The sequence below is a fragment of the Chloroflexota bacterium genome (assembly GCA_016219275.1).
In the GTDB taxonomy this organism is placed as follows: Bacteria; Chloroflexota; Anaerolineae; order UBA4142; family UBA4142; genus JACRBM01.
Window position 1 is genome coordinate 1 of the sequence record JACRBM010000054.1, and the last position, 17,578, is coordinate 17,578.

The following is a 17,578-nucleotide window of genomic DNA, read 5'->3' on the forward strand; positions in this document are numbered from 1 at the left end:
TAACTACTCAGCCATCGTTCCTTTATCCGCGAATTACGCGAATCTTCGCTAATTTTTTCTTCTTATTCGCGCAATTCGCGTTATTCGCGGATAAATTTGTTTTTTCATCGGCGTAAATGTGGGTTGGCTGAGTAGTTACGAATTTTTTATCTTCGTGTCCTTCGTGTCCTTCGTGGATGAAAAATTACACTCCGCTAAAGGCGCTGAACGCGCCGTCAATCGGAATGACCGTGCCGGACACGAACGCGGACGCGGGCGAGAGCAACCACAATACCGCGCCGAGCAAATCTTCCGGCGTGCCAAAGCGCGCCATCGGCGTGTGCGCGATGATCGCTTGTCCGCGTTCGGTCAGCGCGCCGGTTTCTTTCTCGGTGAGCAGGTAACGATTTTGCTCGGTGAGGAAAAAGCCGGGCGCAATCGCGTTGACGCGAATGTTTGGCGAGTACTCTTGCGCCATGTGCACGGCAAGCCATTGTGTAAAGTTGCTGACGCCCGCTTTCGCCGCCGAGTACGCGAGTACGCGCGTGAGTGGGCGAAGTGCGTTCATCGAAGAGACGTTGAGGATGACGCCTTCTTTTTGTTCCGCGAGCGATTTGCCGAAAACCTGGGACGGCAAAATCGTGCCGATGATGTTGAGATCGAACACAAATTTGAGCGCGTCGTCCGGCAAATCAAAGAACGACAACTCCTTGCTCGTCGTCGCCGTCGGCTTGTTGCCGCCCGCGCCATTGACGAGCATGTCGAGTCGCCCAAATTCCTTGTGGATGGCTTCGTTCGCCTGCTGCAACGACTTGCGCTCCAGCACATTGACTGGAACGTACACCGCACGACCGATGTCGCCGCCAATTTGCTCGATGCGTTGGACTAGTTTCCGCCCCAGTTCGGGCGAAAGATCCAAAATCGCGACGTTCGCTTTGCAGCCGACGAGCGCCACCGCCATCTCGCTGCACAAAATTCCCGCGCCGCCGGTGACGGCAACCGTCTTGCCGGAAAAATCGTACATTTTAGTAAGGTCTTGTAGGTTCATTTGAATAATCCCCTTGTAAGATTTTTAGTTTTCAGTCTTCAGTCTTCAGTTCGACTGAAGACTGAATACTGAATACTGAATACTGAATACTGAATACTGTTCACTGAACACTGGTTCCAGCCGAGTCCACATCGAGAAACAAATGAGCGTGTGGCGCGCGACGCAAAATCGAGCCGGGGCAATCTTCGCTGATCGCGCCGGTGAGCGCGCGCTTAACCGCGTTCGCTTTGCGTTTCTCCGGCACGAGCGCGAGCACGCGTTTCGCCGCGAGCAACGCGGGAATCGTCAGCGTAACCGCGTGCGTCGGCACCTCGTCGAGCAAATCAAAGTGTCCTTCGGCGACTTGCTGCTTGCGCGACACGACATCGAGTTTCACAACCTTGACCCAGACGGGATCGTTGAAATCCGCGTACGGCGGATCGTTGAACGCGAGATGACCATTCTCGCCGTACCCCAGGACACACAAATCTGCCGGGTTGGCATGGAGCCAACGCGCGTACTCGGACATCGCTTCTTCGATGCCGCCCACGTGCGCTGAAACCGGGAAGAATCTTTTCACTTTAACAACGCTCAAAAAATTCTTCCGTAAAAAGTTGGGGAAACTTGCCGGGTGATTCGGATCAATGCCGATGTACTCGTCCATGTGAAACACATTGACCTTGCTCCAATCCATCCCTTGCGTTCCGCGCAACGCCGCGAGAAACGACAATTGCGAATTGCCGGTCGCGAGAATCACGTTCGCCTCGCCGCGTTCACCCAGTGCGCGCGTAATAATTTCGGTGGCGGCGACCGCCGCGGCGGCGCCCATCTCGGCATTCGATTGAAACACACTGACGCGTAATTGGTCAACCACCGTTTCACGAACAGGTTGACTTGTCATCCGTCATCTCCTTATCCCGTCTACCCTTCCCGCCCGGCTGATGAACAATGCCCAACTCAGCCGCCAGTTCATAGGATCGCCTTGCCTGGACCGAGTCACCTAGTTGCTCATACGCGTACCCCAGGTTCACATAGAGCGAAGGATAAAAATCTGTTACGCGATCATCTCCAACCGCGTCTGCGCGTCTCAATACTTCTTGGTTCCACGCCAGCATGTCTTCGGGGCGCACCTGGAATCGCGCAACATAGTGCGCGGCGATGCACGCCTCATAGTCATCCTGGGATATTTCCCACGCGCGCTCGAAAAGACGACGAGCATCGTCACGCCTTCCTTCAAATTCAGCGCGCGACCCTTCGATACAAAGCTGCATAACTGGATTCGTCAAATCCATCTAGCATTACCACTATTTTGCACCATACACAATTCCAACTTTGCCCAATATCTTGGGATGCAACAATACACGCGGGATCGGCATTACCTCTCTCAGCGGTTTGACTTGCGCCCTTGCTAGATCCAAGTGTTGAAGAAAATTTTGAAACTCTGAAATGTCGCCATAGTATTGGCTGTCGTAAAAATAATCCACAAATGCAAACATCCCACTCGGCTTGAGAACACGCAACGCCTCGCGCACCACATCCGTTTTCTGGCGCGCGGATTTGACTTCGTGGAACGTGAGATTGCTCACGACGGCATCAAACGAGCCATCCGCAAAATCGAGCGACGCGGCATCGCCCTTGCTAAAATGAACACGCGCGGACACTCCACCAATCCGCGCATTCTCTTCGCAAATCGTTCGCGAATACTCCCAGTTCTTACCCCAATAATCCATCCCCACCACTTGAACCGGATGTCGCTGCGCAAGTCGAACGGCAAGAACGCCATTCCCACTACCGATATCCAGCGCACTGCCTTTCACCTGATCGCCCAAACTGGCGATGATCAAATTGTAAAATTTGTCTTGCAGGTTTCCGCCTTTTGGTGAGAATAAATAGTAAGCATAGAGTGGATACAGAAAGCTGACGAACAGGATCGCACAAAAAATTCCGGCGATCACGCGAAAAATCGGAGGCAATGGCAAGACTGCCAAAATGCCAAAACCAACCACACCGAGACTCAGCACGACAAGAACTTTTTTGCGAATCCAATTTCCGTACTTGAGATCTCCCGGCGAATTAATCGTTTTTCCAAAAACCGAATCTGTCACTCAACACCTCGAATGATTTGGACTAGCGCGCCGGCAACAAACGCGGCTTGTTGTATCCGCACTGTATCCGTGTAATGCACATGATCGAAATAGACGCCTTCGCCAAGGTTGCGCGTGAACGTGAACAGATCAATCATCGGTATATCGTTCGCGCGCATGATGGCATCGGCTTGCGCGTTGTAACTCGCGACATCGGCGGCGTAACGATGAAAACTGGACTCGCGCGAGTTGTGTATTTCATCCACGACCGGCGTCGTCCGCACCCAAATCAGATTCGGCGCGATGTCGCGCGCGAGAGCAATGATCGTTCCCAGGTTTGCCGCGTACTGGTCGAGCGGAACCTAAAACGCGCGCGTGTTCACATCGCGTCGAATATCGTGCAAACCGCAATTCACCATCAAGTAGTCGAATTGGGCGCGTTGCTCGCGCAATTGCCACAGGTAGGCGACAACCTGGGACGAATCGCCGCCGTTCGCCGTTTCCATATTGACCCCGTCGCCCGTCTTGCGGCTGTACAGCATCACGCCCGCGAGCATCGTTTGCAAGTACGGACCATAGTGCATCGAGATGCTATCGGCGACGACGCGCAAAGTGGGTAAATTCGTCATCTCAAAATCATTCCACCCACTCTATTGCCGGACAAAGTGCGGCAGATCGAATGGAATCTCCAGCGCCAACTCGACCAAGCCCATGCACTTGCCGTCTTGATACCACGGCGTTTGGTAGATCAATTTCTTGACGCCGTTCTTTTCAATCGTGTACACATTCGCGCGCGGCGAGTCGAGTAAATTTTGCAGTTTCGTCCGCGCCGGTTCGGGATGGCACAGCAACATGTTCGTGCCAATCAGTTTTCCGCCACCGTCCGCCGCGAAGGTTTGCGCCGACTTGGCGTTCATTTCGAGAATCACGCCGTCGCGATCCGACACCGTGATTGCGCCGGGAAATTCGTCTACCCAGGAATTTTTCGTCATGTCGAGTCCTCGTTTAGGATGCCGGTAAATTGAGCGACAGTAACATCAAATCTTCCATGCCGGTATTTTCGTACGCGTGCTCCTCGCCCGCTTCGACGCGCACGACCACACCGGCGTGCGCGGCTGATTGCTGATCGCCGACGCGCACCATACCTTGACCGCTCAGAAAGTAAAACAGGTGCGCGTACGCATCGCGATGCGAATTGAATTTACCGCCGGGCGCAACACGTGTCAACACCACTTTGATTTTTCCATCCTGCAATATTTTGCCAAACACGCCATTCGCCACATCGGGTCGCACCGGTTGCCATTCAAGTGTTGACTCGTCGAATAATTTGCTCACAGATTCAACTCCTCCTGAAAATGTGGCGCAAACTTCCAATTTGCGATGGGCAAGTTGGAAACTTGCCCTACAAGTACATCGTACTCGATGACGCGCTGCGCGATACCGCGTAACGTTTCCGAAACATCCGCACCGCGCGGCGCAATGACGACAATCGGAATTTTCTTGGCAAACGCGTACCCCGCTTCGATACCGACGCCTACACCCTTTTCCGCTAAATCCACAACCACCACATCGCTCGCGTCAATCGCTTCGAACGTGCGTCGCATCAACTCGCGCGCGTCAAACGTGTGTGCGCCCCACGCCTCGACATCGCGCACGATGCAGGTCGCCGAATTGCCATCGCATTCGAGTGCGGCGAGAATCTTTTCGATGTGCGCGCGATTCGATTGATCGGCGTGATACTTGATCGAAAGAAAAATATTCATGGTCTTGGCTCAACCTTGCAAAGATTTCGCGCAAGCGCCCTCGCAAGGTTGGACTGTTTCACTGCGCCGGGATGTATGCAACCGATGGACGCACGAATTGTTCGACCGGCAACACATCCACGAGTTCATACTCGCGCGAACCTAGCCCCAACACTTCGCCGACGCGCGTAACGACGTACGGATCTTTGTGTGGTCCGTGCAGCCAACGCAACGGATGTCCTTCGCGCGTGTGCACCTCCATCGAGGTCGGGATATTTTCTTCGATGAGGCGCGTCTGCGCCATCGCGTCGAGTACGGCTTGGTCGAGCGCAACAATATCATCCGAGCCGAACACGCCCACGTCCGGCAAAATCGGCATGCTCGTGAATCCGAAACAATCGCACACGGGTGTCATGTGCGTAGCGAGAACGATATGTGTGACTTTGCCCGGCTTGAATGTCGAGAGCGCGATGTCCGCGCTGTTCGCGCACGCTTCCTGAAAAGTGTGAAAGTTCACCGCGTTAAGGTATAGACTGCCCGGCGGCGCGACCTGGAGGCAGCGCCCGCATTGATTGCATTGCTCCATGTGCAAATGCAAATCGCCGGGATGATCCTTGTCCTCGACAATCGCCGCGTGCGGGCACGCGGCGACGATGCGCTTGCGCGATTCTTCATCGGGGCACTTGTCCGCGAACCAGTAGCGATCATAGTGCATCGCGTCGTGCATCGCGCTGCGCGTCTCGCCGATCATGCACCCGAGCGCGAGGTTTTTGAACGCGCCGCCGTAACTGCACGAGGGATGCCCTTTGGCATGCGATAGATTCACGAGGAAGGTCGCATCCTGAATCATGCCGGCGACTTTCCACTGTTGGATATTTTTGTACGGTCGCGCGTGCGCGTAAAAGTATTTTTCATCCACCCCGGCGGATGGATAAATCGGACAGCCGACCGATTCGGCAGTATAGCCGCGCGTTTCCGCGCCGCGCACGTCCCAGCTCACATCGGTGATGAACGGCTTGCCGCCGCCATCCTTGATCGCCTGCACGACTTTACGCACGAAAACCGGATGCACGGTCGAATAGCCGATGTTGTTGCCGGTGTGCATTTTGAGCGCGACGATTTCATCTTTGACGCGTTCGCGCAGACGCAAGCGTTCGAGAATCAAATCAAGTTTCGCTGGTAGCGTTTCCTTCGCTTCGAGTCGCGTCTGCCGCGCCGATCCAAAATAGACTTGACTTGGCATTGCGAAACATCCTTTCCAAATATTTTGATCTGCGTTCATCCGCGTTTATCCGCGTCCAATTTTTTCGCTTTTTCTGAAAACACTTCACAGGCAAGGCGCTAACGATTCGGCACCCAGCGCAAGATGTGGGTTGCCACCGCGCACAACTCGCCGCGCGCGGTCACGCGCACGTCCGCTTTCGATTGGCGCTTGACCGCATCAATCTCCGTAACGCGATACGTGACCGTGATCGTGTCGCCGATAAACACCGGCGCGATAAAGCGGATGCGATCATAGCCGAGCGACACCGCCGTTTCGCCCGGCGTATCGAGCCGTGCGCACAATGCGGTCGAGCAATTCGACATGTAGCCGACGAGCAACGCGCCGTGCGCGATGCGGCGACCGTATTGCGTGCCGCGCATCGCTTCTTCATTGACGTGATTCGGCGACAGATCGCCGGTGATGCCGGCGAACAAATAGACATCCGATTCTGAAACTGTTTTTGAAAATGTGGTCTCGTTGCCGATCTGAACTGGGAATTCGTTCACACTTTCCTCTATCGAATTGACCGCCGACGGCTGACCGCAGACCGCCGAAAATTTTGCGGCGGTCATCGTCCGATAAATTTTGGCGCGCGTTTTTCGCGGAACGACGCCGGTCCCTCTTTGCCATCCTGGGTCGTCGCGCCAAGCGCGGCGGCTAGTCCTTCGAGCGCGATCTCAACACCCTGCCCTGCGCCCGCATCAATGATCGCCTTGGCGAATTGCACTGCGAGCGGCGCGTTCGATGCAATTTGATTGGCGATCTCGCGCGCGCGATTCATCGCCTGATCGTGATGCGCAACCTCATTGACCAAGCCCCACAACACGGCGACATCGGATTTGACGCGCGCACCGGTGAAAATCATTTGCTTGGCGCGCGCGACGCCGATGAGCGCGGGCAATCGTTGCGAACCTGCCCATCCCGGTTGAGTGCCGATCTTGGCTTCGGGAAACGCAAACTCGGCAGTGTCGGACGCGATTCGCAAATCTGCCGCGAGCGCCAGTTCGAGTCCGCCGCCGAACGCGAAACCGTTGATCGCGGCAATCGTCGGCAGGTGCAAACGCGCGAGCCGATCAAATACGCGATGCCCCGGACGATCCCACGCGCGCCACATCGCGATGGGATCATCCGCGATGACCTGCTCCCACTCTTTGATGTCCGCGCCAACGCTGAATGCGCGTTCGCCTGCGCCGTTGATAATCACCGCGCGCACATCGCGATTCTTTTCGAGCGCGGCGACGCTCGCTTCGAGTTGCTCGAGCATCGCCAGCGAAATCGCGTTCAACTTGTCGGGACGATTCAGCGTGATCGTCGCGATGGAATCTTGGATTTGGAAAAGGACTTGGACATCAGTCATTTTGTTTTCCTGACCGCAGATAGCGAATAGCGGATGGCAGATGGCGGATAGCTATTCGCAATTCGCTATTCGCTATTCGCTATCTGCTATCCGCCAACACCAAGCCCATTCGCTCAGGTCGGAACAATCGCGCGTCCATCGTTCGCAACTCCGGACTAACGCGCAGTGGAATATCGGATTGAGCGAGCACATCGCGTTCGAGATGGATGCCCGGCGCGATTTCGATAACAGTAAGCCCTTCAGGTTCGAGTCGCATCACGCAACGCTCGGTGATGTATGTCACGTCTTGTCCTTGTTCGCGCGCGCGGCGACCGCTGAACGTGACGTGTTCGACCTGGGGCGTGAACTTGCGCGCCTTGCCCTCTTTCACAATTCGCAACGCGCCGTTTTCAATCGCAAGGTCGAGACCGCCCGCGGTGAAATAGCCGCTGAACACCAAGCGCCGACCGTGCGCGGTGATGTCAATGAATCCACCCGCGCCGGCGGTGACATGCGGACGCGCGGCGAGACGCGAGACATTCACGTTGCCGTCACGGTCCACTTGCATGAATGACAAGAGACTACGATCAAAGCCCGCGCCGTGAAAGTACGTGAACTGATCGGGCGACGCGACAATCGCTTCGGCGTTGACCGCGCAACCGAACGGAAAACCGGTGAGCGGCAATCCGCCGACCGCGCCTTGCTCGATGACCCAGGTCACTTGACCATGCAAACCTTCTTCGAGCAAAATCTCCGGCACGAGCGCGGAAATTCCGAAACCCAGGTTCACCGCTTCATACTCGCGCAACGTCATCGCCGCGCGCCGCGCGATGATTTTGTCTGTGTCGAACGGGAGCGGTTGAAATTCGGTGAGCGGTCGCCGCGTTTCGCCGCTAATCGCGGGATCGTACGGCGTTTGCGTCGTCTGCCATTGGTCGGGCACAACGACAACGTAATCCACGAGAATGCCGGGCACGCGCACCGCTTGCGGATGCAACGCGCCGGCGGTCGTCAACCGCTTGACTTGCGCGATGACGACACCGTGATGATTGCGCGCCGCGAGCGCGACATCGTACGCACCCAGATACGCGCCTTCGTGCTCCATCGAGATATTGCCGAACTCGTCCGCCGTTGTGCCGCGAATAATCGCGACATCCGGCTGCATCGCTTTGAAGTAGAGCCACTCTTGCCCATCGAATTCGACGACGCGCACAATGTCTGGCGGCGTGCAAGCGTTCATCCGACCGCCGTGACGACGCGGATCAATAAACGTGTCGAGTCCGACCTGGGTCAAGACGCCGGGGCGTTTCGCCGCAGCTTCGCGCAGCATGTGAAACAGAATACCGCTTGGAAAGTTGTACGCTTCGACCTGGTTCGCGTTGATCATCTGCCAAATTTTCGGCGAAGGCAGCGAAGATGGACCGCTGGGGTACGATCCCGCAATCGCGCGCTTGAGCAACCCAGGTTTGGCAAGATGGTCAATCCCGGCGATACCGTACATATCGCCGGATGCAATCGGATGAAAGGTTGTGAGATTATTCGGCTCGCCGGTTTGTACGAATCGTTCGCCAATCGCGTTAAGAATCGCGTCGGGGCAGTGCAAGCCGGACGATGAACTGATTGCAACAATAGAATCGTTGGGAATCAACGTTGCCGCCTGTTCAGCGGAAATGATTTGAACGCGAGACATTACTTCCTTCTACAAAAAGTATTGGACTCCAAAGTTACCCAATCAGGTCGTTTTATCTTAGGCAATCCCCGGCAGTTGCAACTCATCTGCGCGGTGGCACGCGACAAAGTGATTCGGTTTGATTTCGCGGAACACCGGCGCGTCCTGGCGACACTGGTCCACGGCGTACTCGCAGCGTGGATGAAAATAACAGCCCGATGGCGGATTCGCCGGACTGGGCACCTCGCCTTTGAGTTCGACGTTCCCCGTTTTGATGCGCGGGTCGGCGACCGGCACAGCGGACATTAACGCCGCGGTGTACGGATGCTTGGGCGCGCGATACAATTCGTTCGTCGGCGCCATCTCGACCAACTTGCCGACGTACATCACCGCGACGCGGTCGCAGATGTGTTTGACAACGCTCAAGTTATGCGCGACGAACAAGTACGTGAGATTCAACCGCTTTTGCAGATCAAGCAACAAGTTCAAAATCTGCGCCTGCACCGAAACGTCAAGCGCGGAAACCGGTTCGTCCGCGACGACGAGCCGCGGATTCACCGACAACGCGCGCGCGATGCCGATACGCTGACGCTGACCGCCGCTGAACGCGTGCGGATAACGTTGCATGTACTCCGGTCGCAAGCCGACCAGACGCAGCAATTCGGCGACACGTTCGACGCGCTCTTTGCGATTCGGTACTCCGTTGACCAACATCGGTTCGCCCACGATGTCGAACAGCGTCATGCGCGGATTGAGCGACCCGTACGGGTCTTGGAAAATCATCTGCATTTGCGGACGTAGTGGTCGCAGTTCGCGGCGATTCAATTTCGCCAAGTCAACCGCGTTGCCGTCTTGCGCGCGAAAGATCATTTCTCCGCTGGTGGGAACCAGCGCGCGCAAAATGCACCGCGAAGTCGTGGTCTTGCCGCAACCACTTTCGCCGACCAGACCGAGCGTTTCACCTTCGTTGACAAAGAAACTTACATCGTCTACCGCACGGACATTGCCAACCGTCTTGCGAAAAAATCCTTTGCGAATCGGAAAATACTTTTTGAGATTCTTCACTTCGAGGAGCGGGGTTGGATTTGCGTTTGTCATGCTGCCACCTCCGCGTCGTGATACAAGAAACAACTGACCAACTGATTATCTCCGATCGGCTGCAACATCGGCGTGCGCACGTCGCATTTCCCTTGCATAAATTTGGGGCAGCGCGGATGGAACGGGCACCCGCGCGGTTTGTTGAATGGATGCGGAATCGAGCCGCTGATCGTCGGCAGGATCACGCGCGGCGTCATGTTGATCGTTGGAATCGAGCGCAAGAGCGCCTGGGTGTATGGATGCTTGGGCGCGTGAAAAATGTCATCCACGGGTCCCTCCTCCATCACCAATCCCAGGTACATCACCATCACGTAACTCGCCGTCTGTGCAATCACGCCGAGATCATGCGTAATGAAAATAATTGCGGCGTTGCGATCCTGTTGAAGTCGGCGCAGAAGACGCAGTACCTGCGCCTGCGTCGTCACATCCACCGCCGTCGTCGGTTCGTCGGCGATGAGCAAACGCGGATTGCACGAGAGCGCCATCGCGATGATCGCGCGTTGGCGCAAGCCGCCGCTGAGTTGCCACGAATATTCGTCGAGCCGCTGTTCCGGCATGGGAATGCCGACATCTTTGAACATCTGCAAGGCGATCTTGCGCGCCTCGCGGTGATTGACCGCCTGATGCAGCACAATCGCTTCGATGATTTGGTCGCCAACCGTATGCACCGGGCTGAACGCCGCCATCGGTTCTTGCGGGATCAGCGCGATTTCCGCGCCGCGAATCGAACGCATCGCTTTGCCATTCGGTTCGAATTTAGCCAAGTCAATCACTTCGTCACGCGATCCATCGTGTTTGGACGCGCGCCGCAACAAGATTTCACCATTGACGATTTTGCCCGGCGGCTCGACGATGCGCAACACCGCTTTCATCGTCACGCTTTTGCCGCAACCGCTTTCACCCACAATACCGAAAACCTGACCGGCGTGGACTTGAAACGTCACACCATCAACTGCCTTGACGACGCCTTCGTCCATAAAAAAGTGCACCTGGAGGTCGCGCACCGAAAGTAAAGGTTGAGTTGAGTTATTCATCGGCGCATCCTCTAGTGACTATACGGATCGGCGGCATCGCGCAGTCCGTCACCGACCAAGTTAAACGCGAGCACCGCGACGACGACCACGACAACCGGGAAAAGCAACCACGACGCCAGCGCGATGGATTGGAGATTCTGCGCTTCTTGCAGCAGCACACCCCAACTGATTGCCGGCGGGCGCATCCCCAAGCCAAGAAAACTCAGCGATGTCTCGTTAATAATCATCACCGGGATCGCCAGTGTACTCGTCGCGATAATGTGACTCATAAACGTCGGCACCATGTGCCGCGTAATGATCCGCAGACGACTACACCCGGCAAGTTCCGCCGCGAGCACGAAATCTTCTTCGCGCAGAGATAAAAAGCGCCCGCGGACTTCACGCGCCAGCGTCGTCCAACCGAGAAGCGATAGAATGATCGTAATCGCGAAAAAGACTTGCTCGGGACGCCAATCCCGTGGCAATGCCGCGGTGAGGGCGAGCCAAACCGGAATGGTCGGCAGCGATTGAAGCAATTCGATCAGGCGTTGGATCAACAAATCAATCCAACCGCCGAAATAGCCGGAAATGCCGCCGAGCAGAACGCCGAAGATGACACTCAAGGCGACGGCGATCATTCCAATCGTCATCGAAATGCGCGTGGCGTACATCAAGCGCGACCATTGATCGCGCCCGAGGCGATCCGTGCCAAGGATATTCAGCCGTGTGTTCGGGTCGTCGGACGCGGGACCCACGAGATGAACATCCGCCGGAATGATACCAAAGATCTTGTACGGAAATCCTTTCACAAAAAAGCGGACCGGGATTTTCTGGCTCGTGTCCACTTGCCATTCCATCCTCAACGTAACCGGATTTCGTTTACCAACGACGGCGGGCGACCAGGGGCTGAAATTCCAACCGTCAAACAGGTGGACACTTTGGGCGGGGATGAACCCGAGTCGCGCCTCGGTTTGTTCTGGATCCAGAGTCGCAAAGAAATCCGGGAACAAGACGACGATGTAAAAAGCAATCAGCAATCCCGCACAGAACAATGCCAAGCGATGCTTTTTAAAGCGCCACCAAATTAGCGTCCAATTCGACGCAACCGATACACGCGCCTCAGCAGCGGCGGCGAACGGGAGTGCGCCTATCTCCGCGGCTTCGCTTGGTACTTGTGGTTCAGGCGTCTTGACTTGAGCGTCCATGTTTACGCCTCCCCCATCCGAATGCGCGGGTCGAGCATCGCGAGCAAAATATCGGAAATCAGCGTGCCGACGATTGCCAGCAAGCAGTAGATCAGCAGGATACTGCCGGCGAGGTACATATCTTCGCTTACCAGCGCGCGCAAAAGCAGGGGACCGATGTTCTGCAAACTCATCACGGTGGCGACGATGAGACTACCGGAGAATAATTGCGGCAGGTACCAGCCAATCGTGCTGATGAGCGGATTCAAGGCGAGGCGCACCGGGTACTTCATCACCAGTTGCCACTCCGACATCCCCTTGGCGCGCGCGGTGACGACGTAGGGCTTGGTCAGCTCATCGAGCAAATTCGCGCGCATCACCCGCGTCAAGCGGGCGGTCCCAGCGACGCCCAGGATCACCACCGGCAACCAGATGTGCTTTGCCAGGTCAACCACACGCTCCCAACTCCATGGCACGTCCACGAACTCGGCAGAAAACAAGCCCGTGACACTAAAGCCGAAATAAGCGTATGTGACCCACATCAACACGAGCGCGAGCATAAAGTTGGGGATTGCGACGCCAACATAATTCAGCGCCGTGAATACATAGTCAACGACCGAATGGGGATGCGTCGCTGTGATGATGCCTGCCGGAATCGCCACAATCCACGTGACCGCAAACGACAAGAGCGCGAGCGCGAGTGTAAGCACCAACCGTTCGCCGAGCAACTCGATATTCGGACGTTGGTACTCTAGCGACAACCCCAGGTCGCCGTGAAAGAGATTTTCCATCCAGCGCAAATATTGGATGTGGAACGGTTCGTCAAGTCCCCACTGGTGCTTGAGCGCTTCGACCTGCGAGGCATCCAGCGACGATCCAGACGAAGCCAGCGTTGCCATATAACTGGTCAAATAATCACCTGGTGGTGCCTGGACCAGGGCAAAGACGATTATCGAAAAAAGAATCAGCAAAACCGGGAGCAGCAATAAGCGTTGAATAATAAATCGGAGCATAACTAACCCCTGGGTTAAACACGTAGACAGGTAGACAAGTAGACAGGTCACAAGTAACCTGTCTACTTGTTTCCTTGATTGCCTATCTACATCTTACTTTTTATAGTACCACGTTTCTGGACGTGCATTGCCGGGAGAGCGGGGGGGCCAATCATTGCCAGCCAACTTGGGCACGTTCATGAGATTGTTGTTGACAACGACGACACCTTGCACCATTGGTGTGAGACCAACCAATCCGATCTCGAACATGTTGTCTACCCAGACGCCATACAGTTCCTTGGCAATCGCGACACGATCAGCTTCGCCAGAAACTTTGGCTTTGTCAAGCAGTTCGACGACCTTCTTGAGATCGGCGCTCGGTTCAACGCCTTCCTTGCCGGCGGTCGAATACCACTTGCCGACAAGCGGCGCGAGGGTCAAGCCAACGCCACCACCAATGTTGCGGGGATCATACTTGGTTGTGACGGAGAAGGGGAACGCACCCGAATCTTCTTGCCACAGTTCGGCTTGCAGTTCGTTGGCATCGCGCATTTGGAAGTGAAGTGCGCGTTGGCGTTCCACGGCATTCGTCTTGATGCCGACTTTCTCCCAGTTTCGGCTGACGATCTGCGCCACATCGCCCCACGGACCGAAGGCATTGACCCAGGAGAGTTCGATCAATGCGCGTTTGGTCGTGCCGGGATAGTAGCGGAAACCCTCCGAGTCCTTCTTGTCCATTCCGATACTGTCGAGCAACTTGTTCGCTTCGTCCGTCTTGAATTCAGTGTACTTTTTCGCGACGGCGTCGCCGGGATAGAACGGCACCCACGGCGGAGCAACGGGCTGGCGAATCTCGCCCAAGCCGAGGAAGGCAGACTCTTGAATCTGCTTGCGATCAATCGCGTAGGAGAGCGCGATGCGGAAATTCTTGTTCTGGATCAGCTTGGCGATATCCGGGTCCTTCTGGTGGGTCTGATTGAACATGATCGCCGCATCAGAGCCGCCCATGGTGGGCCACGTGAGGATCTTGTACTTGCCCTTTTGTTCGTTCTCTTTCAGGATCGGATAGTTCATGATGTTCATGTGGCGATCCTGCTGATCGAATTCACCGGCGATAGCGGCAAGGTTCAGCGCCTGCGTATCGGCGAAGAAGGTGAGGCGAATTTCATCCATGTACGGAAGTTGGTTGCCTTCCTTGTCCACGCCGACAAAGTACGGATTACGTTTCAACGAGAAAACCTGATCGCTGACGCGTGAGGCAGGCGTCCACGGCGACATCGTCGGGCGATCCGGATTTTCGGGCGGGGCATTCCGCGAGGCGAACAGTTCGCCCCAGGTCTTGAACTTGGCGTCGGCGACCATCTTGTCGAGGTCGTCCTTCTTGGCATAGGTCGCATGGAATTGCTTCAAGTATTTGGAGGGCAGGTGAACGGCGTACGAGCGGTCTCCGCCATCCTGACCGGCGAGATCGCTCAAGAAGAGCGTATGCGCTTCGGCAAACGTCCACTTGAGGGTGACCTCGTCAACTTTTTCGACCTTACCCGCCGACCCGTCCTTGTTCCGCATCCAGAACGGCACCGCTGGCATCAGGTCTTTGTTCAGCATAACGTCGTTGTACCAAAACATGATGTCATCCGCGGTGAACGGATCGCCATTCGACCACTTGGCGCCTTTACGGAGTTTGACGGTCCAGGTTTTGAAATCAGCCGAGGACTCGACACTCTCGGCGATCTTCGGCTCGATCTTGGAAGCTTCCACATTGTAGCGGACTAACCCATCGTTGACCAAGCGGTAGTAATGGTTCGCATCCGACGGTCCAGTAAAGCCGCGGCGCAGAACCCCGCCGTACGCGCCGGCAGTTTCGCCAGCGATCACAAGCGGGTTGTCAGGCAGACGTTGATCAACGGCGGCAAGTTTTCCGGCTTTGACCTGATCTGCCAGCAATGGCGATTCTTTGTACTTGGCGGCGGGTGCAGTGGTGGCGGCGGGCTTGGTCGGCTCTGCCGCTTTGGTCGGCGCGGCAGTCGCCGCAGGCGCGCTCGTCGGCGCGGGCGCTTGCGTGGGCACGGGCGCTTTGGTCGGCGGTACAGGTGTCGCCGGCGCGGTTGTCGGGGCAGGCGCAGAACATGCTACCACGAGCGCCAAGAGCACACCCAGACCGATCCAAAACAACACTCGTCGCGCAATTTGCATTTTCATCTTCATCCTCCTCATTGAGACTCAGCGTAGTCGCTGATTGAATTGGTGAGGCGTTGCCTCACGATGCGAATCGAGAGAATTGTGCTAGCCACCGATACGATCACCTCCCTTCGCTTTTCTAAACGTTAGGCGCACAAGGCGTGGAGCTCGTGATAGAGTTGGCGCTGTGCGAGCGGATCGTCCACGTACGTCACGATAATTAATTTCAAACCGGGAGCCCACATTTCCTTGACGCGCGCGAGCACGTCGTCCGGATCGCCAACCATCCGCGCGTGGACGATCACGCCCGAATTGACAAACCCATCGCGAAAGACGCGCCCGTCGTTATAACCTGGGTCGGTCTGCGGACTGAACGCGCCGTCCACCATTTTCAGTTGCGGATTTTTCTTAACGGCTTCGATCCACCGCGACCAATCGCCGCACGAGTGAATCGCGAATCCGCCGAACGCCGCGCCGATGCGCGCGTCGAACGGATTGCACACCGAATCGTACATGCGCGGCGACACCATCACGAGATTATCGCAACTCACGCCGATTCCAGTGCCCAGACGCGAACTCGCAAACCCGTGTCCCGGTCGCGCAAGCGCATCGCCGATCAACGCGCTCTGCTTTTGCGTGAACGCGATCATCGCGTCGCTCACCGCGCTCAGAATCTCGCGCACCTTGTCCGGCGATTCAAGCATCCCGGTGAAAAAGCTGCCGGTGTCCACCAATTCGGTTGCCACGTTGAGCGAACTCTGCAAGTCCGACCACGACATCGGCACACGCCCGTGCGTCTCTTCGAGAAAGTACTCGATCATCTTGAGCGTATGCCGTAAAATTGGCGCTTGATCGAATTCGCGCGGCGTCAGGTCAACAAATTCATCCACCGATTTGTACTCGCCGTGCATCGCGGGCGCTTGCCCTTCGAGCCAAATGTACTCGCCGCCGAACGCAGACGCGGTGATGCCGATCCCGTACCATGGTTCGAGGTACGTCGGCGCGTCGGTGAAATAGTCGAGCGATTTCTGTAACGCGCCGAGTTGCCAATGGAGCGACGCGCGCATATCGCGACAGCCATCGCGAAACACGTCGGCGACGCGCACACGTTGCCACACCGCGATGCCGTCGGGCTGGCGCATGAACGCGGCGTAGCGTTCGTCCGCCGCGCGCGCGTGATCCTCGTACCGCGCAAAATCAAAATCGCGCGGCTCGAGCGGCGTAACGGGTAACGCTTGCGCGTCTTTGCTTAAATAGTCGAATGTTTTATTTGCCATCGTTCCCTCGAATTCTATTCCGGTCACTATCGCGTTCGCGTTAGCGATCTGTTTTCTCCGCGCGCGCTTTGATGCCGAGCATCATACCGCGCGACATGATAAATGCGCCCGGTTCAAGGAAGGCGCGCATAAAAATCGTGTTAAACAAACTCGGATTCCAGTCCGCGCACCATCGTTCGATCAAGCGCGTCGTGTGATCGTCGAGCGCGACGAGATGCCAGCCCCACAACGCGGTAAAGAAATTTCCCGCGGCGGTCATCTCTTTCATCGCCGCGTCCTCGCGTGAGTCGCCGAACAAGACGAACGCGCGGTTCGGTTCGCGAATCGCGACCGGTATTCCAAAACCGCCCGGCGCGAGCGGCACAATATCGCCTACCATGAGGGTCTGCCACTCTGGGACGATGTGATCCGCGCTACGCATGTCGAGTCCCATCAGGTTCTCGATCCAGTCGTACGTGTAAAACCCACCGCGTCCCTGTCCAATCTGGACGAGCCACTGCCATACGGTTTCGACCGGCGCGTGAATTGTGATCGCGCGCGTCGCGTTCAACCTGGGATGCGGCACAAGTTCGTCGCCCGGATACACGCGCTTTATTTCAGAACGCCGCGCGCCCCAGCGTAACGACCACGGGCGAACGCGTTTCACATAGACTGCAATCGTCAGTGTGCCGGCGAGCGCACCCAGGATTGTGAACGATTTGAGTTTGGACATGCTACTTCCAGTCGCTTGACAAA

Annotated in this window: 20 protein-coding genes; all 20 read right to left on the reverse strand. The window is 56.4% G+C overall.

Annotated elements, in window-relative coordinates:
* Positions 1-184: 184 nt before the first annotated feature.
* Complete coding sequence (locus HY868_13795) at positions 185-1,027, reverse strand: SDR family oxidoreductase (GenBank protein ID MBI5303201.1); 843 nt, start codon at positions 1,025-1,027, stop codon at positions 185-187.
* Positions 1,028-1,127: 100 nt separating this feature from the next.
* Positions 1,128-1,907, reverse strand: coding sequence for a glucosamine-6-phosphate deaminase (locus tag HY868_13800; GenBank protein ID MBI5303202.1), 780 nt, complete (start codon positions 1,905-1,907; stop codon positions 1,128-1,130).
* Positions 1,885-2,298: a hypothetical protein gene (locus HY868_13805; GenBank protein MBI5303203.1), complete on the reverse strand. Its 414-nt coding sequence runs from the start codon at positions 2,296-2,298 to the stop codon at positions 1,885-1,887. The genes HY868_13800 and HY868_13805 overlap by 23 nt, the downstream gene beginning before the upstream one ends.
* 12 nt (positions 2,299-2,310) lie before the next feature.
* A complete protein-coding gene (locus HY868_13810) occupies positions 2,311-3,111 on the reverse strand; it encodes a class I SAM-dependent methyltransferase (GenBank protein ID MBI5303204.1) in 801 nt (266 codons plus the stop codon).
* Positions 3,108-3,356: a hypothetical protein gene (locus HY868_13815; GenBank protein MBI5303205.1), complete on the reverse strand. Its 249-nt coding sequence runs from the start codon at positions 3,354-3,356 to the stop codon at positions 3,108-3,110. The genes HY868_13810 and HY868_13815 overlap by 4 nt, the downstream gene beginning before the upstream one ends.
* A gap of 96 nt (positions 3,357-3,452) precedes the next feature.
* Positions 3,453-3,719, reverse strand: coding sequence for a hypothetical protein (locus HY868_13820; protein ID MBI5303206.1), 267 nt, complete (start codon positions 3,717-3,719; stop codon positions 3,453-3,455).
* Between the two features lie 21 nt (positions 3,720-3,740).
* Complete coding sequence (locus HY868_13825; protein ID MBI5303207.1) at positions 3,741-4,082, reverse strand: diguanylate cyclase; 342 nt, start codon at positions 4,080-4,082, stop codon at positions 3,741-3,743.
* A gap of 13 nt (positions 4,083-4,095) precedes the next feature.
* Entirely contained in the window at positions 4,096-4,425 is a 330-nt protein-coding gene (locus HY868_13830; GenBank protein MBI5303208.1) for a cupin domain-containing protein, read from the reverse strand.
* Complete coding sequence (locus HY868_13835; GenBank protein ID MBI5303209.1) at positions 4,422-4,853, reverse strand: nucleoside 2-deoxyribosyltransferase; 432 nt, start codon at positions 4,851-4,853, stop codon at positions 4,422-4,424. The genes HY868_13830 and HY868_13835 overlap by 4 nt, the downstream gene beginning before the upstream one ends.
* Before the next feature lie 58 nt (positions 4,854-4,911).
* Positions 4,912-6,075: a DUF362 domain-containing protein gene (locus HY868_13840; protein ID MBI5303210.1), complete on the reverse strand. Its 1,164-nt coding sequence runs from the start codon at positions 6,073-6,075 to the stop codon at positions 4,912-4,914.
* A 98-nt stretch (positions 6,076-6,173) separates the two neighbouring features.
* Positions 6,174-6,668 carry a MaoC family dehydratase N-terminal domain-containing protein gene (locus HY868_13845; protein MBI5303211.1) on the reverse strand — a complete coding sequence of 165 codons (495 nt, stop codon included), beginning with the start codon at positions 6,666-6,668 and terminating at the stop codon, positions 6,174-6,176.
* On the reverse strand, positions 6,665-7,453 hold the full coding sequence (locus HY868_13850; protein ID MBI5303212.1) for an enoyl-CoA hydratase/isomerase family protein: 789 nt from the start codon (positions 7,451-7,453) through the stop codon (positions 6,665-6,667). Before HY868_13850 ends, HY868_13845 begins: the two co-directional genes overlap by 4 nt.
* Before the next feature lie 79 nt (positions 7,454-7,532).
* Positions 7,533-9,122: an acyl CoA:acetate/3-ketoacid CoA transferase gene (locus HY868_13855; protein MBI5303213.1), complete on the reverse strand. Its 1,590-nt coding sequence runs from the start codon at positions 9,120-9,122 to the stop codon at positions 7,533-7,535.
* Between the two features lie 57 nt (positions 9,123-9,179).
* Positions 9,180-10,199: a dipeptide ABC transporter ATP-binding protein gene (locus HY868_13860; protein ID MBI5303214.1), complete on the reverse strand. Its 1,020-nt coding sequence runs from the start codon at positions 10,197-10,199 to the stop codon at positions 9,180-9,182.
* Complete coding sequence (locus HY868_13865) at positions 10,196-11,233, reverse strand: ABC transporter ATP-binding protein (protein MBI5303215.1); 1,038 nt, start codon at positions 11,231-11,233, stop codon at positions 10,196-10,198. Before HY868_13865 ends, HY868_13860 begins: the two co-directional genes overlap by 4 nt.
* Positions 11,234-11,244: 11 nt before the next feature.
* Positions 11,245-12,417 carry an ABC transporter permease gene (locus tag HY868_13870; protein MBI5303216.1) on the reverse strand — a complete coding sequence of 391 codons (1,173 nt, stop codon included), beginning with the start codon at positions 12,415-12,417 and terminating at the stop codon, positions 11,245-11,247.
* Positions 12,418-12,419: 2 nt separating this feature from the next.
* The gene (locus HY868_13875) at positions 12,420-13,409 is read right to left on the reverse strand and encodes an ABC transporter permease (protein ID MBI5303217.1); all 990 of its coding nucleotides are present in this window, start codon (positions 13,407-13,409) and stop codon (positions 12,420-12,422) included.
* 93 nt (positions 13,410-13,502) lie between these two features.
* Positions 13,503-15,587, reverse strand: coding sequence for an ABC transporter substrate-binding protein (locus tag HY868_13880; GenBank protein ID MBI5303218.1), 2,085 nt, complete (start codon positions 15,585-15,587; stop codon positions 13,503-13,505).
* Positions 15,588-15,712: 125 nt separating this feature from the next.
* A complete protein-coding gene (locus tag HY868_13885; GenBank protein MBI5303219.1) occupies positions 15,713-16,843 on the reverse strand; it encodes a hypothetical protein in 1,131 nt (376 codons plus the stop codon).
* Between the two features lie 40 nt (positions 16,844-16,883).
* Positions 16,884-17,555, reverse strand: a complete 672-nt coding sequence (locus HY868_13890; protein MBI5303220.1) for an SRPBCC family protein — start codon at positions 17,553-17,555, stop codon at positions 16,884-16,886.
* Positions 17,556-17,578 lie beyond the last annotated feature (23 nt).